At 45.6% G+C, this 18,682-nt stretch carries 21 protein-coding genes, 1 tRNA gene and 1 pseudogene; 7 read left to right on the top strand and 16 right to left on the bottom strand.

Annotated features, from left to right (window positions below; all coding sequences use genetic code 11):
* The 8 genes and pseudogenes from H6A32_RS03730 to pcrA form a co-directional block, all read right to left on the bottom strand.
* Nucleotides 1-973: MobA/MobL family protein (locus H6A32_RS03730; protein ID WP_346342237.1), on the bottom strand; the 973-nt coding region annotated here is incomplete at its 3' end.
* A 278-nt stretch (nt 974-1,251) separates the two neighbouring features.
* On the bottom strand, nt 1,252-1,587 hold the full coding sequence (locus tag H6A32_RS03735; RefSeq protein ID WP_204863797.1) for a relaxasome subunit MobC: 336 nt from the start codon (nt 1,585-1,587) through the stop codon (nt 1,252-1,254).
* Entirely contained in the window at nt 1,580-1,945 is a 366-nt protein-coding gene (locus H6A32_RS03740; protein ID WP_243424850.1) for a hypothetical protein, read from the bottom strand. Before H6A32_RS03740 ends, H6A32_RS03735 begins: the two co-directional genes overlap by 8 nt.
* Before the next feature lie 67 nt (nt 1,946-2,012).
* Nucleotides 2,013-2,396, bottom strand: a pseudogene (locus H6A32_RS03745) (TnpV protein).
* A gap of 19 nt (nt 2,397-2,415) precedes the next feature.
* Nucleotides 2,416-3,399, bottom strand: coding sequence for a ParB/RepB/Spo0J family partition protein (locus tag H6A32_RS03750; protein ID WP_204863798.1), 984 nt, complete (start codon nt 3,397-3,399; stop codon nt 2,416-2,418).
* Nucleotides 3,400-3,650: 251 nt separating this feature from the next.
* Nucleotides 3,651-5,054 (bottom strand): 23S rRNA (uracil(1939)-C(5))-methyltransferase RlmD, encoded by a 1,404-nt coding sequence (gene rlmD, locus H6A32_RS03755; protein WP_346342238.1) that lies wholly within the window; start codon nt 5,052-5,054, stop codon nt 3,651-3,653.
* Nucleotides 5,055-5,109: 55 nt separating this feature from the next.
* Complete coding sequence (locus H6A32_RS03760; protein ID WP_087168437.1) at nt 5,110-5,358, bottom strand: DUF4366 domain-containing protein; 249 nt, start codon at nt 5,356-5,358, stop codon at nt 5,110-5,112.
* Between the two features lie 240 nt (nt 5,359-5,598).
* On the bottom strand, nt 5,599-7,839 hold the full coding sequence (gene pcrA, locus H6A32_RS03765; protein WP_204863799.1) for a DNA helicase PcrA: 2,241 nt from the start codon (nt 7,837-7,839) through the stop codon (nt 5,599-5,601).
* Between the two features lie 176 nt (nt 7,840-8,015).
* On the opposite strand from pcrA, the gene H6A32_RS03770 reads away from it, so the two are divergent.
* Complete coding sequence (locus H6A32_RS03770; protein ID WP_204863800.1) at nt 8,016-8,612, top strand: DUF1836 domain-containing protein; 597 nt, start codon at nt 8,016-8,018, stop codon at nt 8,610-8,612.
* 46 nt (nt 8,613-8,658) lie between these two features.
* Here H6A32_RS03770 and H6A32_RS03775 read toward each other — a convergent pair whose 3' ends face one another.
* Both H6A32_RS03775 and H6A32_RS03780 read right to left on the bottom strand, forming a co-directional pair.
* A complete protein-coding gene (locus H6A32_RS03775; RefSeq protein ID WP_087168440.1) occupies nt 8,659-8,952 on the bottom strand; it encodes a YerC/YecD family TrpR-related protein in 294 nt (97 codons plus the stop codon).
* 87 nt (nt 8,953-9,039) lie between these two features.
* Complete coding sequence (locus tag H6A32_RS03780; RefSeq protein ID WP_191434045.1) at nt 9,040-9,756, bottom strand: phosphatase; 717 nt, start codon at nt 9,754-9,756, stop codon at nt 9,040-9,042.
* Between the two features lie 123 nt (nt 9,757-9,879).
* On the opposite strand from H6A32_RS03780, the gene H6A32_RS03785 reads away from it, so the two are divergent.
* Nucleotides 9,880-10,080: a hypothetical protein gene (locus tag H6A32_RS03785; protein WP_204863801.1), complete on the top strand. Its 201-nt coding sequence runs from the start codon at nt 9,880-9,882 to the stop codon at nt 10,078-10,080.
* 47 nt (nt 10,081-10,127) lie between these two features.
* Here the strand turns inward: H6A32_RS03785 and H6A32_RS03790 are convergent, their stop codons facing one another.
* Both H6A32_RS03790 and H6A32_RS03795 read right to left on the bottom strand, forming a co-directional pair.
* A complete protein-coding gene (locus tag H6A32_RS03790; protein WP_204863802.1) occupies nt 10,128-11,057 on the bottom strand; it encodes a DUF1848 family protein in 930 nt (309 codons plus the stop codon).
* Nucleotides 11,058-11,101: 44 nt separating this feature from the next.
* A complete protein-coding gene (locus H6A32_RS03795; protein ID WP_204863803.1) occupies nt 11,102-11,782 on the bottom strand; it encodes a hypothetical protein in 681 nt (226 codons plus the stop codon).
* 151 nt (nt 11,783-11,933) lie between these two features.
* Here H6A32_RS03795 and H6A32_RS03800 point away from each other — a divergent pair, with 151 nt between their 5' ends.
* Nucleotides 11,934-13,136: a GGDEF domain-containing protein gene (locus H6A32_RS03800; protein WP_204863804.1), complete on the top strand. Its 1,203-nt coding sequence runs from the start codon at nt 11,934-11,936 to the stop codon at nt 13,134-13,136.
* Nucleotides 13,137-13,184: 48 nt separating this feature from the next.
* Here H6A32_RS03800 and H6A32_RS03805 read toward each other — a convergent pair whose 3' ends face one another.
* Both H6A32_RS03805 and H6A32_RS03810 read right to left on the bottom strand, forming a co-directional pair.
* Nucleotides 13,185-14,609, bottom strand: coding sequence for a GH25 family lysozyme (locus H6A32_RS03805; protein ID WP_204863805.1), 1,425 nt, complete (start codon nt 14,607-14,609; stop codon nt 13,185-13,187).
* Between the two features lie 3 nt (nt 14,610-14,612).
* Complete coding sequence (locus tag H6A32_RS03810) at nt 14,613-14,906, bottom strand: phage holin family protein (protein ID WP_087252587.1); 294 nt, start codon at nt 14,904-14,906, stop codon at nt 14,613-14,615.
* A gap of 286 nt (nt 14,907-15,192) precedes the next feature.
* On the opposite strand from H6A32_RS03810, the gene H6A32_RS03815 reads away from it, so the two are divergent.
* The 3 genes from H6A32_RS03815 (at nt 15,193) to H6A32_RS03825 (ending at nt 16,470) form a co-directional block, all read left to right on the top strand.
* A complete protein-coding gene (locus H6A32_RS03815; protein ID WP_087168447.1) occupies nt 15,193-15,450 on the top strand; it encodes an HPr family phosphocarrier protein in 258 nt (85 codons plus the stop codon).
* A gap of 107 nt (nt 15,451-15,557) precedes the next feature.
* Nucleotides 15,558-15,628, top strand: a tRNA-Gly gene (locus H6A32_RS03820).
* Between the two features lie 200 nt (nt 15,629-15,828).
* On the top strand, nt 15,829-16,470 hold the full coding sequence (locus H6A32_RS03825) for a formate/nitrite transporter family protein (RefSeq protein ID WP_204863806.1): 642 nt from the start codon (nt 15,829-15,831) through the stop codon (nt 16,468-16,470).
* Between the two features lie 195 nt (nt 16,471-16,665).
* On the opposite strand, the gene H6A32_RS03830 is transcribed toward H6A32_RS03825, so the two are convergent.
* Nucleotides 16,666-17,694 carry an ABC transporter substrate-binding protein gene (locus H6A32_RS03830; protein ID WP_087252585.1) on the bottom strand — a complete coding sequence of 343 codons (1,029 nt, stop codon included), beginning with the start codon at nt 17,692-17,694 and terminating at the stop codon, nt 16,666-16,668.
* Nucleotides 17,695-17,928: 234 nt separating this feature from the next.
* On the opposite strand from H6A32_RS03830, the gene H6A32_RS03835 reads away from it, so the two are divergent.
* Nucleotides 17,929-18,129: a cold-shock protein gene (locus tag H6A32_RS03835; RefSeq protein ID WP_087168450.1), complete on the top strand. Its 201-nt coding sequence runs from the start codon at nt 17,929-17,931 to the stop codon at nt 18,127-18,129.
* A gap of 118 nt (nt 18,130-18,247) precedes the next feature.
* On the opposite strand, the gene H6A32_RS03840 is transcribed toward H6A32_RS03835, so the two are convergent.
* Nucleotides 18,248-18,682 carry an amino acid-binding protein gene (locus tag H6A32_RS03840; RefSeq protein WP_087168451.1) on the bottom strand — a complete coding sequence of 145 codons (435 nt, stop codon included), beginning with the start codon at nt 18,680-18,682 and terminating at the stop codon, nt 18,248-18,250.

Below are 18,682 nucleotides of genomic sequence, written 5' to 3' on the forward strand. Positions count from 1 at the left end.
ATTGCCCGGCTGCCGGAGTATTCCCTTTTCTCCGGCGGTTTTGCGGATAAAACCGCTTATTCCTTCCTCCAGTCCCACAGGAATCCCCCTGCCATGGCCTGATCCCCGGCGTCTGCCGGGCATAGGAACGGTGGTCAACCTGTTTCTCCGGCGGAAGATGCTGGTTACAGGTTTTCGCCCATGCACTCCGCCACAGTTCACAGTTCGTTGGATTGTTCCACCCGGTTGTATCCACAAGCACCCGTTTCCACTGTTTCCGATTCCGGGAATCCACTTTCTGCTTTCCTTCCTCATCCATAACCGGAATCCGTATACCGCAGTGCTCCGGATTCTTTTTATCCTGCCACCAGTCTGGATGAGCAGGGTCATTCACAATCTTTCCTGATTCATCCCGTACAAAATCCCAGTCCTTTGTTTCTTTATTTCCCCAGTTGTGGTCTTCCTCAAAAGGTCTCAGGGTAAGCAGAAGATGGACGTGTGGATTACCATCCCCCTTATCGTGGATTGCCCAGTCTGCACACATTCCCTTGTCCACAAAGTTCCTTTGGATATATTCATCTGTGTAGAGGATCTGTTCCTCCCGGCCCCACTCCCGAGGCAAGGATATCTCCATAGAACGTCCCAACTGGGCATTGGAATTTTTCTCCACCTTTAAAACCTCATTCCATAACTTTTGTTTTCGCCAAATAAGCTTAAATTGTTCCACCGCCTCTTCTTTGTCTTTTGCCCTTTTATAACGAACGGATTTCTGGAAGCGTTCGATATTTTCCGCTGGTACTTCTGCCCACTGGGGCGGGGCATTCTCACACAAGGATAACTGGCGGTAGACTACTTCTTTCTTCCCGGTATAGTAGCTGAACTTCCCGGTCTCATCATTTTTCATCACATCGCCGTTTAGATAGGCAGATGCAGAAATGACCGATTTACCCTTGCTTCGCCCCACAATCTTTACTGTGAAATGAAAAATTGCCACGGCTTCCACCTCCTTCTTTCGGCAAATGTATTTCTCAAGCCGTCTGCAAGACTGCCTCCAATGCAACATTGGTCTCGATGAAATCGCCCCCGGAGGGTGCGTCCAGTGCAAAACTGGTGCCATCCAACCGCATAGGGTGGTCTGCATGAAATGCCCCTCGGAGAGCCCTTCCAATGGGAAATTGGTCTGCATGAAATGCCGCACTTATAAAAAGACGACCTCTGGTTGTCTATAAGTGCGCCGTTGTATATTTCCTGCCGGAAACAATACATCGGATTTTAAAAGTCCTCCCGCCTGGTTGCTTCTGTATATTTCTTCTCTTTGGGCTCCCTGCCCATTGCTCTGGAAAAATAGCACCCATTTTCTTCCTGCCGTTTCAAAAAGCCGATCAGCTTTGGAATATCCGCTTCTTCAATGGGGCCACCCAGCACGGATTCCACAGCTCCGCCAATCTGGCAGAGTCTGTGAGTTCTGGCTTTTTTCTGTTCTTCTTTATAACGTTTTTCCAATTCTTTCTTCTGTGCCTTAAGCCGACTTGCCTTTTCCAGCATATTCTGTTCTCTTTTATTCAGCTCGGCAATCCGTTCTTCCACGGTTCTCTTTGATCTACTCATACTTTGTTTCCTCCTTTTCTTCATGTCTGTTTTCCTTTATCTGCTCCATAGCGGGTTTCAATAACTCCAGAAGATTTCCCGCCAGTACAAGGGGCATGGACTGCCTTGCCCCCCGCTCCACAGCTTCTTCCACACGGTTTAAAAACTCATCTTCCTTTTTCCGGGTTTCCAAATAGGGATCAGCCTCAATCTGTTCCTGTCTGGAGAAATAATCATTCAACGCAAGGACAACTGCCTTTGTGTAAGATTTATATTTCTTCCTGTCCATACCCCGCAGATAGTTCCAGGCTTGTCTGTCCTGCTCATTCATCAGATTCAGTCGGATGTTGGTATTGATAATCTTTCGTTCTTTCTTCATCAGAATCGCCTCCTTTTTTCCATAAGAAAAGAGAGGTATGAATTACCTCCCTTTCCATGTTCCCTGTCTAATTATAAATCAGTTCCTGCCGGACGATTTCATCCGCCCGGTTACAAATGCTGTTCATTGCCTGTACCCATGCAAGCGGATCCTTTGCCTTTAATTCTTCGGTGACCTGTTACACTCGCTTCATCTGCTCAATGATCCGTTCAAACCGTTCCCTTGCCTGTTCGTCTATATCCACCAAATGTTTATCCAGCTTTCCAGTTAGCAGCATAGACTGATACCAGCCCGTCTTATGGTCTATCAGATAACTTTTGCGAAGCAAACCATACTTTCCAATGGATCTTGATTCCTCTATCGGAGCAATCCCTAAACTTGGAAGCAGGTAACCTCCAAGCTGCACATAAGTTCCACCCATTTGTTCAAATATACTGTTCTCTCTGTTCATATCGATCTTCCCTCCATTTTTATCTGCTGATATTTTTATTCTGTTTCGCCCATTCCCTTAACAGTTTTTCAATCAACTCGATTTGCTGTAAAGGTGTGTAATCTGCCGGAAAATATTTCCCCACCCTTTCCAATGGAATCTTTACCTGTTCCCTTTGATTCGGTTTCACCTCCTCCATAATTTCATAAATACTGTCCATATCCAGACGATTCTGCTGGCTCATACGTTTCAGCCGATTTGCCTGAGACAGATTTGGAATACTCTGTTCTATTTCCATGACTGCATGTAATTCGTACTGTTCCTCTTCCGTCAGAAAAGAAATCTCCACTGCGGAAGTCAGTGCCAGCTTTTCTTGATCCACCATATCCAAAATCTTTGGGATTAAATGTGTCAACCTGATATACCGCTTGATCTGATTGACACTCTCCCCCACCTGTCTGGCAAGCAGTTCATTACTTCGAATTCCTTTTTTACCAGATTTTTGTTTAATGATCACTCTTCCGTTTTCGTCTATTTCGCTTTCCAGCGGATAGATTTCTAATGTTTCATTTTCCAACTTCGGTTCAACTTGACCCGAAGTTAAATCATTTCTCCTGCCCTGTTGTTTCATGGCCTCCAGTTTCATCTTATAGGCAAATGCTTTTTCACTTGGAAGAATTTTCTCTCTTTGCAGGTTGCTGTCCACCATAGCAATAGTGGCTTGATCATCATCCAGTTCCCGGATAATCACCGGAAGTTCTGTGATTCCTGCCCAAATCGCAGCTTCCTTTCTCCGATGTCCGGCAATAATCTCATAACCGTCACCATTGGGATTTTTCCTTATCAGCAGCGGAATCAGTATCCCCTCTTTTTCAATACTTTGTCGAAGTTCAAATAATTCCGGGTTCCTTTCCACCTTAAAAGGATGCCCCTTAAAATCATGTAATTCTGAAATACTCATCATTACAATGCCCTTATCCGGCTCAATACTTACTGATGAACACATTTCTTTTCTCTTTGGCATTTCCCATTCCTCCTTGTTCTTTTCCGGCATAAGAAAGAGGACACTCATCTCAGAATCTCTGAAAACAAGCGTCCTTTCGGCTTTTTCAAGTATTTAATTTAGAAGTTATGAACGGATTTCAAATGTGTTCACTTACACGAGGTGCAGAACTACAGTCACTTCAATCCCACTCATAATCTGCTTTTTCTTGCCCTGTTTTCCCGTTGGTGAAAAGCTAATATACCTCGCAAAGTGCTGAAAATTCAGCATTTCTACGAATTCACCCGATGTAGACAACAGACAGTCTCCACATGCACCGTGCCCGGGAATAAATCCACGCAGCTTACCCGTTCCGGCACATATCCTTTTCCTGTCAGCAGTTCCAGATCTCTCGCCAGACTGGTCGGTTTGCAGGAGATATAAACGATCCTCTCTGCCCCAAATCCAATGATCTTTTCCAGTGCTTTCGGATGTACTCCGTCACGTGGAGGATCAAGGATAATCAGATCCGGCACTTCCTGCAGCTCATCAACTACTTTCAGCACATCACCGGCCCAGAAGCTGCAGTTATCCAGTTCATTCAATGCCGCATTTTCTCTCGCTGCCTCAACCGCTTCCTCGATGATCTCGACGCCGACCACTTTTTTTGCTACCGGTGCCGCGATCTGGGCGATGGTGCCTGTTCCGCTGTACAGGTCAAAGACAACTTTATCCTTCGTATCTCCGATATATTCCCGTGCTGTCTCGTACAGTACCTCGGCCCCCAGAGAATTGGTCTGGAAGAAGGAGAATGGTGTAATCTTGAATTTCAGTCCCAGAAGTTCCTCATAAAAATAGTTCTGTCCATACAGAATTTCTGTTCCTTCATCTTTTACCGCATCAGCCAGGCTGTCGTTTCTCGTATGCAGAATTCCCGCAAAAGTTCCTTTCAGCGGTAATGCCAGCAGTGCTTCTTTCCACCCTCTCAGCAGAGCTTCTTCCCCTGTATAAGCGGATGTTGTAATCAGGTCCGCCAGAATTTCTCCTGTTTTTACCGCCTTTCTTACAAGCAGGTGGCGGAGATATCCGTCATGGCGCATCCGGTGATAGAACGGCACCTTCTGCTGTTCAAAATACTCTCTGGTACATTCCAGAATCATCCGGAAATCCTCATCCACGATCCGGCACCCGGAAACGGTCACAATATCGTGAAAGCTTCCCCGCTTATGCATGCCAAGTGACAGCGGGCCGTCCTTATATTCATCGCCGAATGTAAATTCCATCTTATTCCGGTACGCTTCCCGCACCGGGCTTTCCTTGATTCCTTCAAATACTCCTTCCGGAATCCGGTCTTTCAAAAGTTCCCGTACCTGGGATTCTTTGAGTTCCAGCTGCTTTTCGTACGGAAGGCTCTGGTAGGAGCATCCTCCGCACTGTCCGAAATGTGGGCACGGCGACGGGATCTCGTCTTTCGATGTCTCAAGGACTTCCAGAAGCCGTCCTTCGGCTTTCCCTTTTCTCACTTTATTGACTGCCACTTTTACTTTCTGTCCCGGAATCACATGCTTCACGATGATATCCTGCTCTTCGCCTTCCACTTTCACAATTCCTTTATTTGGAAATTTGACGCAGCAGACAGTTCCTTCATATATGGTTCCTTTTTTCATGGTTCTTCTCTCTCCTGTATTGATTCTCAAAAAAATAAGGCAGGAAGTTGATTTCCTACCCTATCTTCTCTTGCTTTTCCAAGTTTTACTCTACTTCATCTTCGTCATCGAAGAAGTCGTCGTCAAAATCGTCATCGAAATCTTCTTCAAAATCTTCCAGATAATCTGGTGTAAAGAATGAGTATACTGCGTAAGCAATCGCTGCTACCGCTGCTACGGCTCCAATAATTGCCAGTACCCAAACAATCACCTTTTTCGTATTATCTTCATCTTTTTTCTGTAATAATTCGCTTAATTTGGAAGCTGCCATAATCTCTTCAAACTTTCCGCTCATGCTCCCTCTCCTTTCCGATGTTGCCATCTCAACGCTTATTCTTTTTGGTAATTATACCACTATCATAGACAGAATGCCATCCTTTTATGTGAACTTTTCCTGATTTTGTCATTTTAAAGGGTGCTGTTCACACCATACTCAGAAGCACGACGAGTGCGCATGCGGACGGCGGTTTGGGGTGAACCGTACTTTTAAAATTACAATTCCCCATGCTCTTTTGTCCGTCTGTCTGATCTGCGCCTACTCAACCTTCTTGAGTCTCGCAAATGCCGCAAACATTTTTTTCACTCCGACCGTATCGAACTCGACCGTTACTTCGTAGTCCCGGCCGCCTTCTGTGATCGCTGTCACCAGTCCTTCACCGAACTTCATATGACGGACACGGTCTCCCACGTCATAACCCGGTCCTTCTCCGGAAGCCACCTTAAACTGTTGCACCGGCTTTTTGATACCGAATGCCTGAGAATGAAAAGCTGCTTTTGCCTTGGCGTAGGCCTGGTTTCTTGCAATCTCCATCTGCGGCTTTTCTTTATGCAGCTCTTTGTGGCCGCCCAGAAGTTCTTCCGGAATCTCCCGTAAAAACCGGGAAGATTTGTTGTACTGGGTCTCGCCCCGTACCATCCTTCTCCTTGCACAGGTCAGCGTCAGCTCTTTCATGGCTCTTGTAATACCGACGTAGCAAAGGCGTCTCTCCTCTTCCAGTTCCATCGGATCATCTGCTGTGATGGTCATATAACTTGGGAAGAGCCCGTCCTCCATTCCCGCCAGAAAGACATACGGGAATTCCAGTCCTTTCGCGCTGTGTAAAGTCATCAAAACGACATAATCGCTCTCCTCGTCCAGATTGTCAATATCGGCCACCAGCGCTACTTCCTCCAGGAATCCGGACAGCGTCGGCTGTTCTCCGGTCTGCTCACAGCTTTCCTCGTAGGAAGCCACCTTGCTTTTTAATTCTTCCACGTTTTCGATCCGGCTTTCGGCGTCTTCCATATCGATCTCTTCGAGATAGCTTTCATAATCCAGCGTCTCGATAATATCATTTAACAGGGCAAGCGGTGTCATCCGGCCTGATTCCTCTTTGAAATGCTCGATCAAGGCGGTAAAAGATTCCAGACGGGAAACGGCGCGTCCGATATTCGGAATCAGGTCCGCTGCCCGAAGCGCCTCATAAAATCCGATTTCTTTCTGGATAGCATATTCCTGCACCCGGTTGATGGAAGTCAGTCCGATTCCCCGTTTTGGCACATTGATAATTCTGCGTACTGCCAGATCGTCCCGCCCGTTTTCGATGGTACGGAGATAGGCAAGCAGATCCTTGATCTCCCGTCTTGCATAGAAGTTGACGCCTCCGATCACTTTATATGGAATGTTGGTGGATACAAAGCGCTCTTCAAACATACGAGACTGTGCGTTAGTTCGGTACAGAACGGCACATTCATTATAGGAAGCGCCCTCTTCCTTGACTTTCTTCTGAATGGCTCCCGCAATATAGTCCGCCTCGTCGTAGGCATTGTCAAACTGACGGCAGACCAGCTTCTCCCCTTCCGGATTCTCGGTCCAGAGTGTCTTGTCCTTCCGGCCGTGATTGTTGCGGATCACGGCATTGGCCGCATTCAGGATGGTGGAGGTGGAGCGGTAATTCTGCTCCAGCTTGATTACCACCGCATCCGGAAATTCCTCTTCAAAGTTCAGGATGTTCTTGATATTGGCTCCCCGGAACTTGTAGATGGACTGATCGTCATCCCCTACCACACACAGATTCCGGTATTTGGATGACAGAATCTGGATCAGGCGGAACTGCACCGTGTTCGTATCCTGATACTCGTCCACCATAATATAACGGAACCGCTCCTGATAATACTCCAGCACATCCGGCTGTGTCTGGAACAGCTGGACGGCCTTCACGAGCAGATCGTCAAAGTCCAGTGCATTGTTGGCACGGAGCTGCTTTTCGTATTCCGCATAGACTTCGGCAATCTTCTTTCTGGAAAAATCGCCCTCCGCATCAAGACGGTACTCCTCCGGACTGATCATCTCATTCTTTGCGGAAGAAATCGCTGATAAAAGTGCCCGTTCTTTGTACATCTTCGTATCGATCTGGAGATAACGGCATACTTCCTTCATCAGCGACTTCTGATCGTCCGTATCGTAAATCGTAAAGTTTGTGTCATATCCGAGCCGATCAATAAATCGTCTCAAAATCCGCACACAGGCAGAATGAAACGTGCTGACCCAGATACTCTCGGATCCGAATCCGACCAGCTGATCCACGCGTTCCCGCATTTCGCCCGCTGCTTTATTGGTAAATGTAATGGCGAGAATATTCCACGGGTTCACCCCTTTTTCTTCAATCAGATAGGCAATGCGGTGCGTCAGCACCCTCGTCTTTCCCGATCCGGCTCCCGCCAGAATCAGCACCGGTCCTTCTGTCTGATAGACCGCTTCTTTCTGCATATCATTCAACGAATCATAAATACTCATTTTCTATGTACTCCCATCTCTGTTCGTAGTTTTATCAGTATACCATACATCTGTTCGGCATTTCAAGGCATTGGAAGATTCTTCTGATCCCACTTTTCGCAAAAAAACTTGCTATCTAGTTTTCAAAACTATATAATGAATATATGAAGTTTTTTTACACGAGGGGTTTTGACATTATGACAATTGATAAGAATGATTTACTGAACAGTATTTTGGAGAGTCTTTCCCGGATTGATTATATTCATTCCGAAGAAATTCCCAATATCGATCTTTATATGGATCAGGTTACGACATTTATGGAGACACAGCTAAGTTCCACGAAGCGCTACGAGCAGGACAAGATTCTTACGAAGACGATGATTAACAATTATGCCAAGAATCATCTTCTTCCACCTCCGTTAAAGAAGAAATATTCCAAAGAGCACCTTCTTGTTCTGATTTTTATCTACTATTTTAAAAATCTGCTTTCGATCCACGACATTGAGCTGCTTTTGAAGCCTCTGACCGAGAAGTATTTCCAGACATCAGAAGATTTTGATCTGTCTGCGGTGTACAAAGAGGTCTGCCAGCTGGAAAAGAGCCGGATCACTTCAGTTCAGGAGGATATCAAAAATCTCTGGGAGGAATCTTCCCGGACTTATCAGGATGCACCGAAGGAGGATCAGGAATATCTGCAGCTGTTTGCATTTATTTGCTCGCTGAGCTTTGATGTCTACATCAAAAAGACAATTATCGAAAAACTGATTGATTCTTTCTCCGATGAGAAAAAATAAAAAGAACAAGACGCTGAGGGCCGTGAGACTTTCAGCGTCTTTATGATTACTCTTTGTTTTCAATTCTGTCAAATACCATATCGTACCCGTCATTGCCGTAGTTCAAAGAACGGTTTACACGGCTGATCGTCGCGGTTGATGCTCCGGTCTTCTCTGCAATCTCCAGATACGTCTTCTGCTCACGCAGCATTTTTGCCACCTCAAATCTCTGAGATAAAGACAAGAGCTCATTGATCGTACAGATGTCTTCAAAGAAAATATAACACTCTTCCTTATTTTTCAGGCTGAGAATCCCTTCAAACAGATTGTCCACAGCCTCTGTCTTAATTTTCCTACTCATATCTACCCTCCATATCTTGTTCGTCGGGCAATGTTTCTGCCGAGTACTATTTTAGCACACTAAATTCATAAAGTCCAGCAGTTGTTATCATTTCCGTTTGATAAGACTGTAAAATTTTTCATAAGACGTTGTGGCAATCAGTTCTTCCGGGAAATCGGTCTCCTGAAGAATTTTTTCGATACAGCTAAACTCTCCGGCGTCTGCGTCGATATGTGCGTCACTGCCTGTTGTGATATAAACGCCCTCTTTTTTGCAGAGTTCCAGAATTTCCTTTGCGTTGACCTTAGTATTCACACGGAATCCGCCCGGACGCAGGGAGGAATTATTCATCTCGAGAAGCGTATTGGTCTCCTTCGCTCCTCTGACAAGTTTTTCGTAATCGATCGGAAACCGGCCGTCGTCCGGATGACCGATAATATGAATATACGGATTTTTCATCACGTTGAGATAGGCCTGTGTATTCAGCTCCCTGGAACGGCTTTCTCCATAGCACGGTCCATGGATACTCGCAATGGCCAGATCCATCGACTTCAAAACACCTGCCGGAAGATCTACCGTACCGTACTCGTCCATGATATTCAGTTCCACACCCATCAGAATGTGAAGCCCGTCCACTTCTCTTGGTACGACTGTATAATTCTGGAAATAAAATTCATGGCACGCTCCAGGCATCTCCGGTGCATGCTCCGTCAAGGCAAGCGCCTCCAGTCCCCTGTTTTTTGCGGCCTGAATCATCTCCATTCTCGTACTGTAGGCATGCCCGCTTACCACAGTATGAGAATGTGAATCTACTAAGATTTTCAAAAAGATCCCTTCTTTCTTTATATCTTTTCTACTTTACTGCTTTAGTTTAACATATTTTTCCATTAAGAACAATGATACATACTTCTTTCATTTCCGTCCATACTTTTGATTGAGGTGATCCAAATGAAGAAAGATTCAACTGTAAAGAAAGCCCGGAAGAATCCAGATTCTTATGATTATCTGGCCAATTCTGCTTCTGCCAACGACTGTACCGGCCTGATTCCATCCGCACCGCAGTCTGAAGCAGAACTTCAGTCTTATGAAGAAGTCTACGCCTATACTGCTCCAAAAATCAAATCCCAAAAAGACTCTGATCAATCCTGAAAAGGGATGCCCGCCTGCGGCAAGTTTCCGCAGACGGGCATCTTCTTTTAAAACAACGTCATCTGTCCTGTACAGTATTTCTCCTGCTTTGCGATCCTTACCTCATCCTCCGGCCGGAGATGTCCGGTCAGTAACGGGGAGGTTGGATCGTGTTCTCTCATCTTCTTTTGTACAAGATCCTTGTTCTCATTTGCGTAGCAGTAAATGCAGCCGTTCCCGCATGTATTGTATTCTCCGATGTCACTTCCAAGAACACAGCTGCATCCCTCTCTCGGAGTCTTTTTCCCGCCCGGAATCTGCATTTCCATGCCGACCGCATGTTCCAGAATCTCCTTTGTCATACAGCCTGAAATATCGATGCCGTACGGTGCAAGTTCTGTACCTTCACAGCAGGAACGTACCCGGATCTGATACTTCCCTGCAATCTGTGCAAACTCTTTTCCGATACAGAGCCGTTCCTCTTTGCGAACCGGCCGGACTCCCGGAAAATTCCGCTTCGTTTTTGCATACAGATCAATAAAACTGATCACACACTGATCGGTATATCCGCTTAAGTATGCACACATCGTTTCAAACGCCTCCATATGAAAGGACAGGCTGTACCGGTCCGACAGAAAAATCGGATCATAACGCCAGCTGACAGCCCGTTTTCCAACCTTTTCGGAAAGCACGCGGAAGGATTCCAGTACCTTTCTCTTGTCCGGTACCTGCGGTTCGATCTCTTTTCCGTAGGGTGTGATCGTCACAAACCAGAACTGCGGAAATACCGAAATCTCATCGAGTCTTCCAAGCATCGGTTCCGGATTCTTGGTACAAAATGCAAGACAGTCTACCACATCCGGCGTCAGACGGTACCGTGTGACCTGCTGCGGATAGTAAGGATTTCTCACAAGTACATATTTCTCCCAGATCCTCCGGAAAAACCAGTCGCTGTAACAGGCAGGAATATCTGTCCGCATCCCGGTATTGATTATCACAGCTCCCACTCCTTTCCTCCAGGGCTTTCCTTTGAAACACCTGATCAGGACAGGGTAAATGCTTCTTCCGCACCTGTCGTATCGATCAGTGCTGTCATGAGCGCATCCACGTCTTCCCCAGGGATCTCCCATACATTTTCCGTCTCACTTTCCTGTACATGGACGGTAATGGTTGTCTTGTCACCGTACTGCGGATTTTCAAGAGCGGTATTGAGACATTCGTAGAGCATCTCTCCCGCTGCCTCCGTCATCTCCTCATCGGTAGGCGCCGCCTGATTATTCAGAATATTGTTCTGCACCTGGGACAGATAATCCTGCAGTTTCTGCTGGAGCAGCTCTTCTACACCGCCGAACATAATGATCGGTTCTACTTCCACGCCAACTTCAAAGCTTCCGTCATCCTGCTCTTTTGCTTCCTGCACGGTATATTTTGTCTTTTGCATCAGGTTTGGAATATAGCTCCGGTACTTTTCCGTCAGCTCGTCCGAAAATCCAAGGGAATCAAATTCCTGCATGTAGGAATCGATCGCTGCCTCGTACTGTTTTTTCGCTTCTTCTTCGCTGGACTCGGAAATTGCCTCGTATGCCTTTGTTTCTCCCCTTGTCACCATATCCAGAACGGCCTGTGTATATCCTGTCGCATCAAACGGCTGCTGGCATCCTGTCAGCAACATAAGTGACGCTGTCAGAATAAAAACAACTGTTTTCTTTACATACTGTTTCATCTTTTTCTCCTTTCAGTTTTTTTCAGTATAACATACTTTAAAAAAACTGTCATCCGGGCAGTCCGGATTCAACAGCTTTGCTTCCCCTTTTATAAAAAACCGGACTGATGGGAATACTGTCACCAGAAAGGAAATTCTTCGGGAGGTACTTATGTCAAAAACTTCTTTAGACCGCCGGGTTGTAACTATAATGAATCACATTCACGCAGGCGTACTGTATTGTAAAAACGACCGGTACTCTACCATATTGTACGCAAATGATTATTTTTATCAGATGATCGGTTATGAGAAGGATGAATTTGCCATTTTATTCAGCAATCGTTTTGCCGATCTGGTGGTGGATGATGTGGCCCCGATTCTGATATCGGTCAAGGAACATATCGCTCTTGGGAAAGATCTGGACTTCGAATACCGGATGCATAATAAAAAAGGGGAAATCTTCTGGATTCACGACACCGCAAAATACGATCCGGAAAATGACAGCTGGTATGTCACGATCATGGATATTACTGAAATGAAAAGTCTGAAATATGAACGAGAGCGGCTGGAATTCTATCTCAATAACATGCCGAACAAAATTGTCATCTGCAATCTGGATACTACCATTATCTATAAAAACAGACAGGCAGTTCAGTGCAGTTATTTCAATTCTGAGGCCACTTCCCTGTATCAGCTGGAAAGAGGGCATGTTCTTGTGAAAAGCCTGGATGAGATCCTGTGCCGTGCGTCTGACGGAGAAACGCAGGAATATGAAACACGATACCGGAAAAATGGTGTATTTATCGGTCATGACAAAAACCGTCTGATCCCGATTCGCAATTCAGAAGGGAAAATCATGAATTATATGCAGGTCAGCGAAGATCTGCTGGCGAAAAGCGACGGACTGACACGTTTTCCTACCAGATCCATGTTTGAATACTATTTTTACTGTTTTACCGGTTCCAGACCTGATACTCCTGTTCATCTGATGATCATAGACGTCGACGAATTCAAAGGGATCAATGATACTTACGGTCACCGGACCGGAGATGAAATCATACGTATGACCGCGCGTAAACTCACTTCCATGCTTGGATCGGAAGATTACATCTGCCGCTTTGGCGGAGATGAATTTCTGATTCTGTTTGTTGACCAGGCGCTGGAAAATATCATAAAAAAAGCGCGGTATGTTCTGAATACCGCGCTTTCTCCGGACAGCATAGGGGGAACTACCATCCGGATCACCTACAGTGCCGGAATCGCTTCACGCGGCTCCGGAGACGATTATGAAAGTCTGCTCCTGAAAGCCGACCGCGCTCTCTATCGCACAAAGGCAAATGGTAAAAATAATATTCATATCTTCAACGGATCCTGAATGTCACATCCGCCTCATTTTTCTCCGGAGAATGTCCTCCGGAGATTTTTATATTTTCCTCATTTCGACTGCTTCCATTCTGAGAGACCGTCCGACTGTGCCAAGAGTGGACACGCCATCCGCCCGGGTCCACTGAGTCCATCCGGTTCCCTGAATATGTGCTCTCCACTCGAAATTTCCTTTCAGCCGCAGACATTCCAGACGTTTCTTTTCCCCGGCCGTTCCGATCAAGATATTCTGATTCACTGTCCCGTAGTCGATCCATCCTTCGTCCTGAATATGGGCCTGTGCCTCGATATTGCCGCAGTGCTGGCTTTTAATCCGCAGGGCTTCAAGCCGGAGGGCGGATCCGGTCGTTCCAGCAGTCATGCCGTCCGCCATCCAGACGGTATCTCCGTTTCCCTGCACATGTGCCAGATAGGCAATATCCGCAACTTGGATTTCCACTGCCTCGATCTGCAGCGACTTCCCTTTTTCACCGGCCCACTGTCCGTTGACACACCACCTGCTCCATCCGAGATTTTTCTGGTGCACACGGTACAAATATACTGTATCCCCGGATTCAATTTTCAGTGCTTCGAGCCGTTTTTCCTGCCCGGTTGTTCCGATAATTGTAGATTCTGTAATATTTTTGTACAGTTTGTCGCCGATATCCCGGATATGTACGGTCACATCCATATGCTTCACTGGAGAAATCCGCAGTGCCTCCACTCTCCTGCTCTGTCCGGTACTGCCGGCCATTGCTCCGTCACACTGCCAGTTTGCCCATCCGATACCACGAAGATGACCCTGGTAGGACACTTCTCCTTTCCGGTCCTTCCTCTCCTGAAAAACGCCCGCATGGTCAAAGACTGTTCCATCCGGATCTTCTGCTGTCTGCTCTCCTGTACAAAACCACGCCTCCGTCCTGCTTCCCGTCAGCCGGTTCAGATCGCATTGCGGGGTAATTCCAGGGCAGTGCCCGATACTCGTATACTGATGAAGATCTACTCCACTGTGGCAGGGATAGCCGGAATTATAAGTCCCGTTATTCAGGCCATACCGTGATTCCCACCATGCGCAGCCGGACGGGCGTGACCGGATAATCTCCTGATATCTGCTGTAATCCGCATAACCGGTGTACAGCATGAACTTCTTTCCGCTTCCGGCAAGATAATCCATTGCTCTCTTTACGTCGGTGGCCGCATTTCCCTCTTCCGCATCAAGCGCGTATCCGACAAAATATTTACCGGCTCTGGCCTTGCAAACCTCTGTCAGAAAGACTGCCTGAGCCGGTTCATTCCCGTTCCGGAGATAGGCATACAGCCAGTATGGAATCTCATTGTTCTCACAGCCTCTGATAAAATCATCCAGCGTAGGATCTGTGTAATCCGTCCCTTCCGTCGCCTTTGAGATCAAGAATGGACAGTTTCTCTTTACAAGCCTCCAGTCTTTAACCGGCCTGTACCGGGAAATGTCTGCATAATATGCCATAGCCTATTCCTCCTTTTGCAACTGTTTCAAAATCTGATTGACGTAAGTACTTGCTCCTGCAGCAAGAACTCCCTGAACAATGGCCGTGAATATCGCAAGTGCCGCTTCCCGTCCTGAGCCCACTGGTCCGTTTGCAAATACCCAGATGCCGCAGAGCAAAATACCGGCGGTTCCAAGAATCACCGGAATCCATTTGTCTTTCACTACAGTCGTTTTCTTTAGGCCGATGCCTACAATATACAATACAACTGCGACTACAATCAGTTCCGGTTTGATATACTCCGTAATCAGTTCCATATTTTTCCATCCTTTCTTTTTTTCCGGGAGGCTATTCCCCTCTTCACTCTAATTTATGTGAAAATTTCTATTTCGGAACATGGAATTTTCTCATTTTTCCTTCCATATTTCCTAAAAAAAGCAGTGCTTTTGTCCCCGAATTATTGCCTTTAGCACACTTTTGTGTTAGCATAAATACAGGTACTGACAGTATGTACAAAAACTGAACGGAAGTACCCTTCCAGGGCAGTGCATACGATGCGGCAGCACTTGGACGGAAGTAAATAAAGAAAAGGAGAAACAGACAATGAAAGAATTTACTTATGTAATCACTGATCCAGAAGGAATCCATGCAAGACCGGCAGGACTGCTTGTAAAAGCTGCAGCAGGATTTAAAAGCGACATCAAGATTGAAAAGGATGGCAAAGCTGCAAACGCAAAAACAATCTTCGGTGTAATGGGACTTGGCGTTAAGAAAGACATGGAAGTAAAAGTGACAGCTGAAGGTGAAGACGAAGATCAGGCAGTTGAAACACTTCAGAAATTCTTCAGTGAAAATTTATAGATTCCGGTACACAGTAAAATAGCGGAATATGCAGAGGGAAAGGAATCCGGAAAACCGGAAGTCTTTCCCTTGCATTTTCTCCGGGAAGTGATATACTGTATTTATCTGCAGATATGGTTCATCGGTAGAACGCTAGCTTCCCAAGCTGGAAAGGCGGGTTCGACTCCCGTTATCTGCTGTCAGGAGCCCTTGGTTTGACCGGGGTTTCGATACCGGGGCTTTCAAAAAGGGAATCCAAATGGTAATCAGAATATGCGTGTGCATGTTCTGGTTATTTTTTTATTCGATAAAAAGCTTGCTTTTTGTCGGAAATATGGGTACAATTTCTCCGGTACATAGTATCTTTACGACAAGATTAAGAAGTGATGAGGAGTTAATATGAAAGAAAAGTGGATCAGCAGTATTATTGCAGGGGCATACATTGCCATGGGCGCCATGGTGTATTTAAGTATACCGGACAAGATCATCGCAAGTTTCTTTTTCTCAACAGGTATTTTACTTGTGTTGAATCTTCACAACCGGTTATTTACAAGGGTCTGCCCTCTTGCGGCCTATGATCGTTCTTACCGGTTCAGCGATATGGCGATTGCCTGGATCGGAAACGGGATCGGTACACTGATTGTTGCCGTACTCATTCATTTTACAAGATTTGAGGCTGGAATTCTTGAGCGTGTGAAAGAAATCGTAACACCGAAGATCGGAGATTCCCCGGTCAGCCTGATTCTTCTTGGTATCTTCTGCGGCCTGTTTGTAGCGTTCGCGGTTTTCGTCGGAGGAATCCGGCAGAAACAGGGATCGTTTGCCCAGATTTTTTATGTGTGGCTTTTTATCACCGCCTTCGTCTTCTGCGGATTTGAACATATTGTAGCGGATATGTATTATCTGTCCGTATATACTTTCAATTTCCCGATCGCCCCGGATCAGATCCTGAAAGTGCTTTTCTGCGTGACGATAGGAAATATCATCGGCGGTGCCGCTGTCGGATACTCCATCCGACGTCTGGACACATCTGCAAAATAAAAAGACAGGAAAGAGTTTCGTATGTACGTGCTCTTTCCTGTTTTTTGCATTTTAATAGCCAGTACAGGGAATGTACTGGCTGAGGGAAAAAGTTATGAAAAAGTTTATTCACAAAGTATTACTTACTTTGTAGTTTCATAATACATGTCAATTGTGAAGAAAGTGTGTTCAAAATATCAAAAAAGTATTAAAAATTTATTTCGCAGCCTTTTTTGCGAATTCCGTTGTGACAAGATCTTCGTACGGAGTCCTGGAATCCAGTTCGCCGGCATCCTCCAGAATGTCCTGTAATAATTCAAAGCTGTCCTGATTGAATATCAGATCTTCTTTCCATGTCTTCTGCTCATAATACCGGGAAACGATCGTTGTGATTGTTTCCAGATCATTTTCTTTAAACTGTGGCTGGATGACTTTTGCTATTTCCTCCGGTGTGTGTGTATTTACATAATCCATCCCTTTTTGAAGGGCATCCGTAAAACTCTGGATCAGGTCCGGATGCTCCTCCAGATAGCTCTTTTTCGCTGAGAATGCCGTATAAGGCACATAACCGCTCTCTTTGCCAAGCGAGGCAACAACGTAGCCTTTTCCGGCAGCTTCCAGTGTGGTGGCCCCCGGTTCAAATTCTACCGTAAAGTCTCCCTGCCCACCGGAAAAAGCGGCTGCTGTGGAACCAAAATCAATGTTTTGATTGATCATTACATCTTTTTCCGGATCGATATCGTTTTGTTTCAGGATATATTCAAAGACCATCTCCGGCATTCCTCCTTTTCTGCCACCAAGGACCGTCTTCCCTTTCAGATCTTCCCATGAAAAATCTTCAATCGGTTCTCTCGATACGAGGAAGTTTCCTGCTCTTTGTGTCAGTTGGGCAAAATTGACAACATAGTCTTTGGCACCTTCATTATACGTGTAAATGGAAGATTCCGATCCCATAAATCCGATGTCCGCCTGACCAGAGAGCACTGCCGTCATGGTTTTGTCTGCTCCAAATCCGGTGACAAGTTCCAGATCAATCCCTTCGTCCTTAAAATAATCTTCCTCGATAGCCACATACATCGGGGCATAAAAAATGGAATGGGCAACTTCATTCAAAGTTACTTTTGTAAGTCTGGTTTCCTCCTTTTTGTCCGATTCTGATGAACCGGTCTCTTCTTTTGCACATCCGGCAAGTACAGATGCTGCGAGAGCAGCAACAAGAAGTGCGGACAAAAGCTTCTTTTTCATAATAACCTCCACAAAACTGTTTCATACCATCAGATTATGCACTCCCACGAAAGGTGTGAAGGCCGCTTCTCATTCCGTATTTATCAGAATTTTATTGAAATTCGGACAATTCTTCTTTTACGCTCTATATTTCTCGACAAATCATTGACTTTTCACGCAAAAAGTGCTATGCTCTAGTAACATCGTATATTCGATGTATGGCTTATTGTTTTTATTTTTTATGGAGGTAGCACTATGAACAAGGGTACCGTAAAATGGTTCAACAACCAGAAGGGATATGGATTTATCTGTGATGAATCCGGAAACGATGTATTTGTACACTATACCGGACTGAATATGGATGGATTCAAGACTCTGGAAGAAGGACAGTCTGTTGAATTCGAAGTAACAGAAGGAGAAAAAGGTCCTCAGGCTGTTAATGTGACCAGGTTATAATCGAAATTGTATGCATCTTTTATTTATATAAATTCGTTTTTCAATTTAGATATTTAAAAGCCATAGAATCTGGATTACAAAAAAGGCTGTCGATGACAGCCTTTTTTGATACGTTTCTTTACAAATTTGCCTTATAAGCCTCATCTGCTTTCCAGACACCGAATCCACTTTGCTTCAATATGTCTGCCGCTCTTTCCGGCTCATCTGTCTTTAGGACTGCGGAAGCATCTTTACCGTTCGCGAATGCGTACATATATTCTACGTTAATTCCGCCTTCCACAAGCTGATGCATCGCTTTGCTCAAAGACCCGGTTGCATGCGGAACTCTCAGGGCAATAACCGGTGTGAGCATTGCCGTGATTCCAATCTTCTTCAACTCTTCTTTCCCCTTTTCCGGATCTGAGACAATCATTCTTAACATCCCGTACTCTGTTGTATCTGCAAGGCTGAGGGCGACAATATTGACGCCGTTCGTTCCAAGCGCATGCAGAACTTCATCGAGTCTTCCTTCTCTGTTTTCCAGAAATACCGATAACTGCTGAATTGTACTCAT

Source organism: Drancourtella massiliensis (assembly GCF_016900655.1).
Lineage (GTDB): Bacteria > Bacillota > Clostridia > Lachnospirales > Lachnospiraceae > Sellimonas > Sellimonas catena.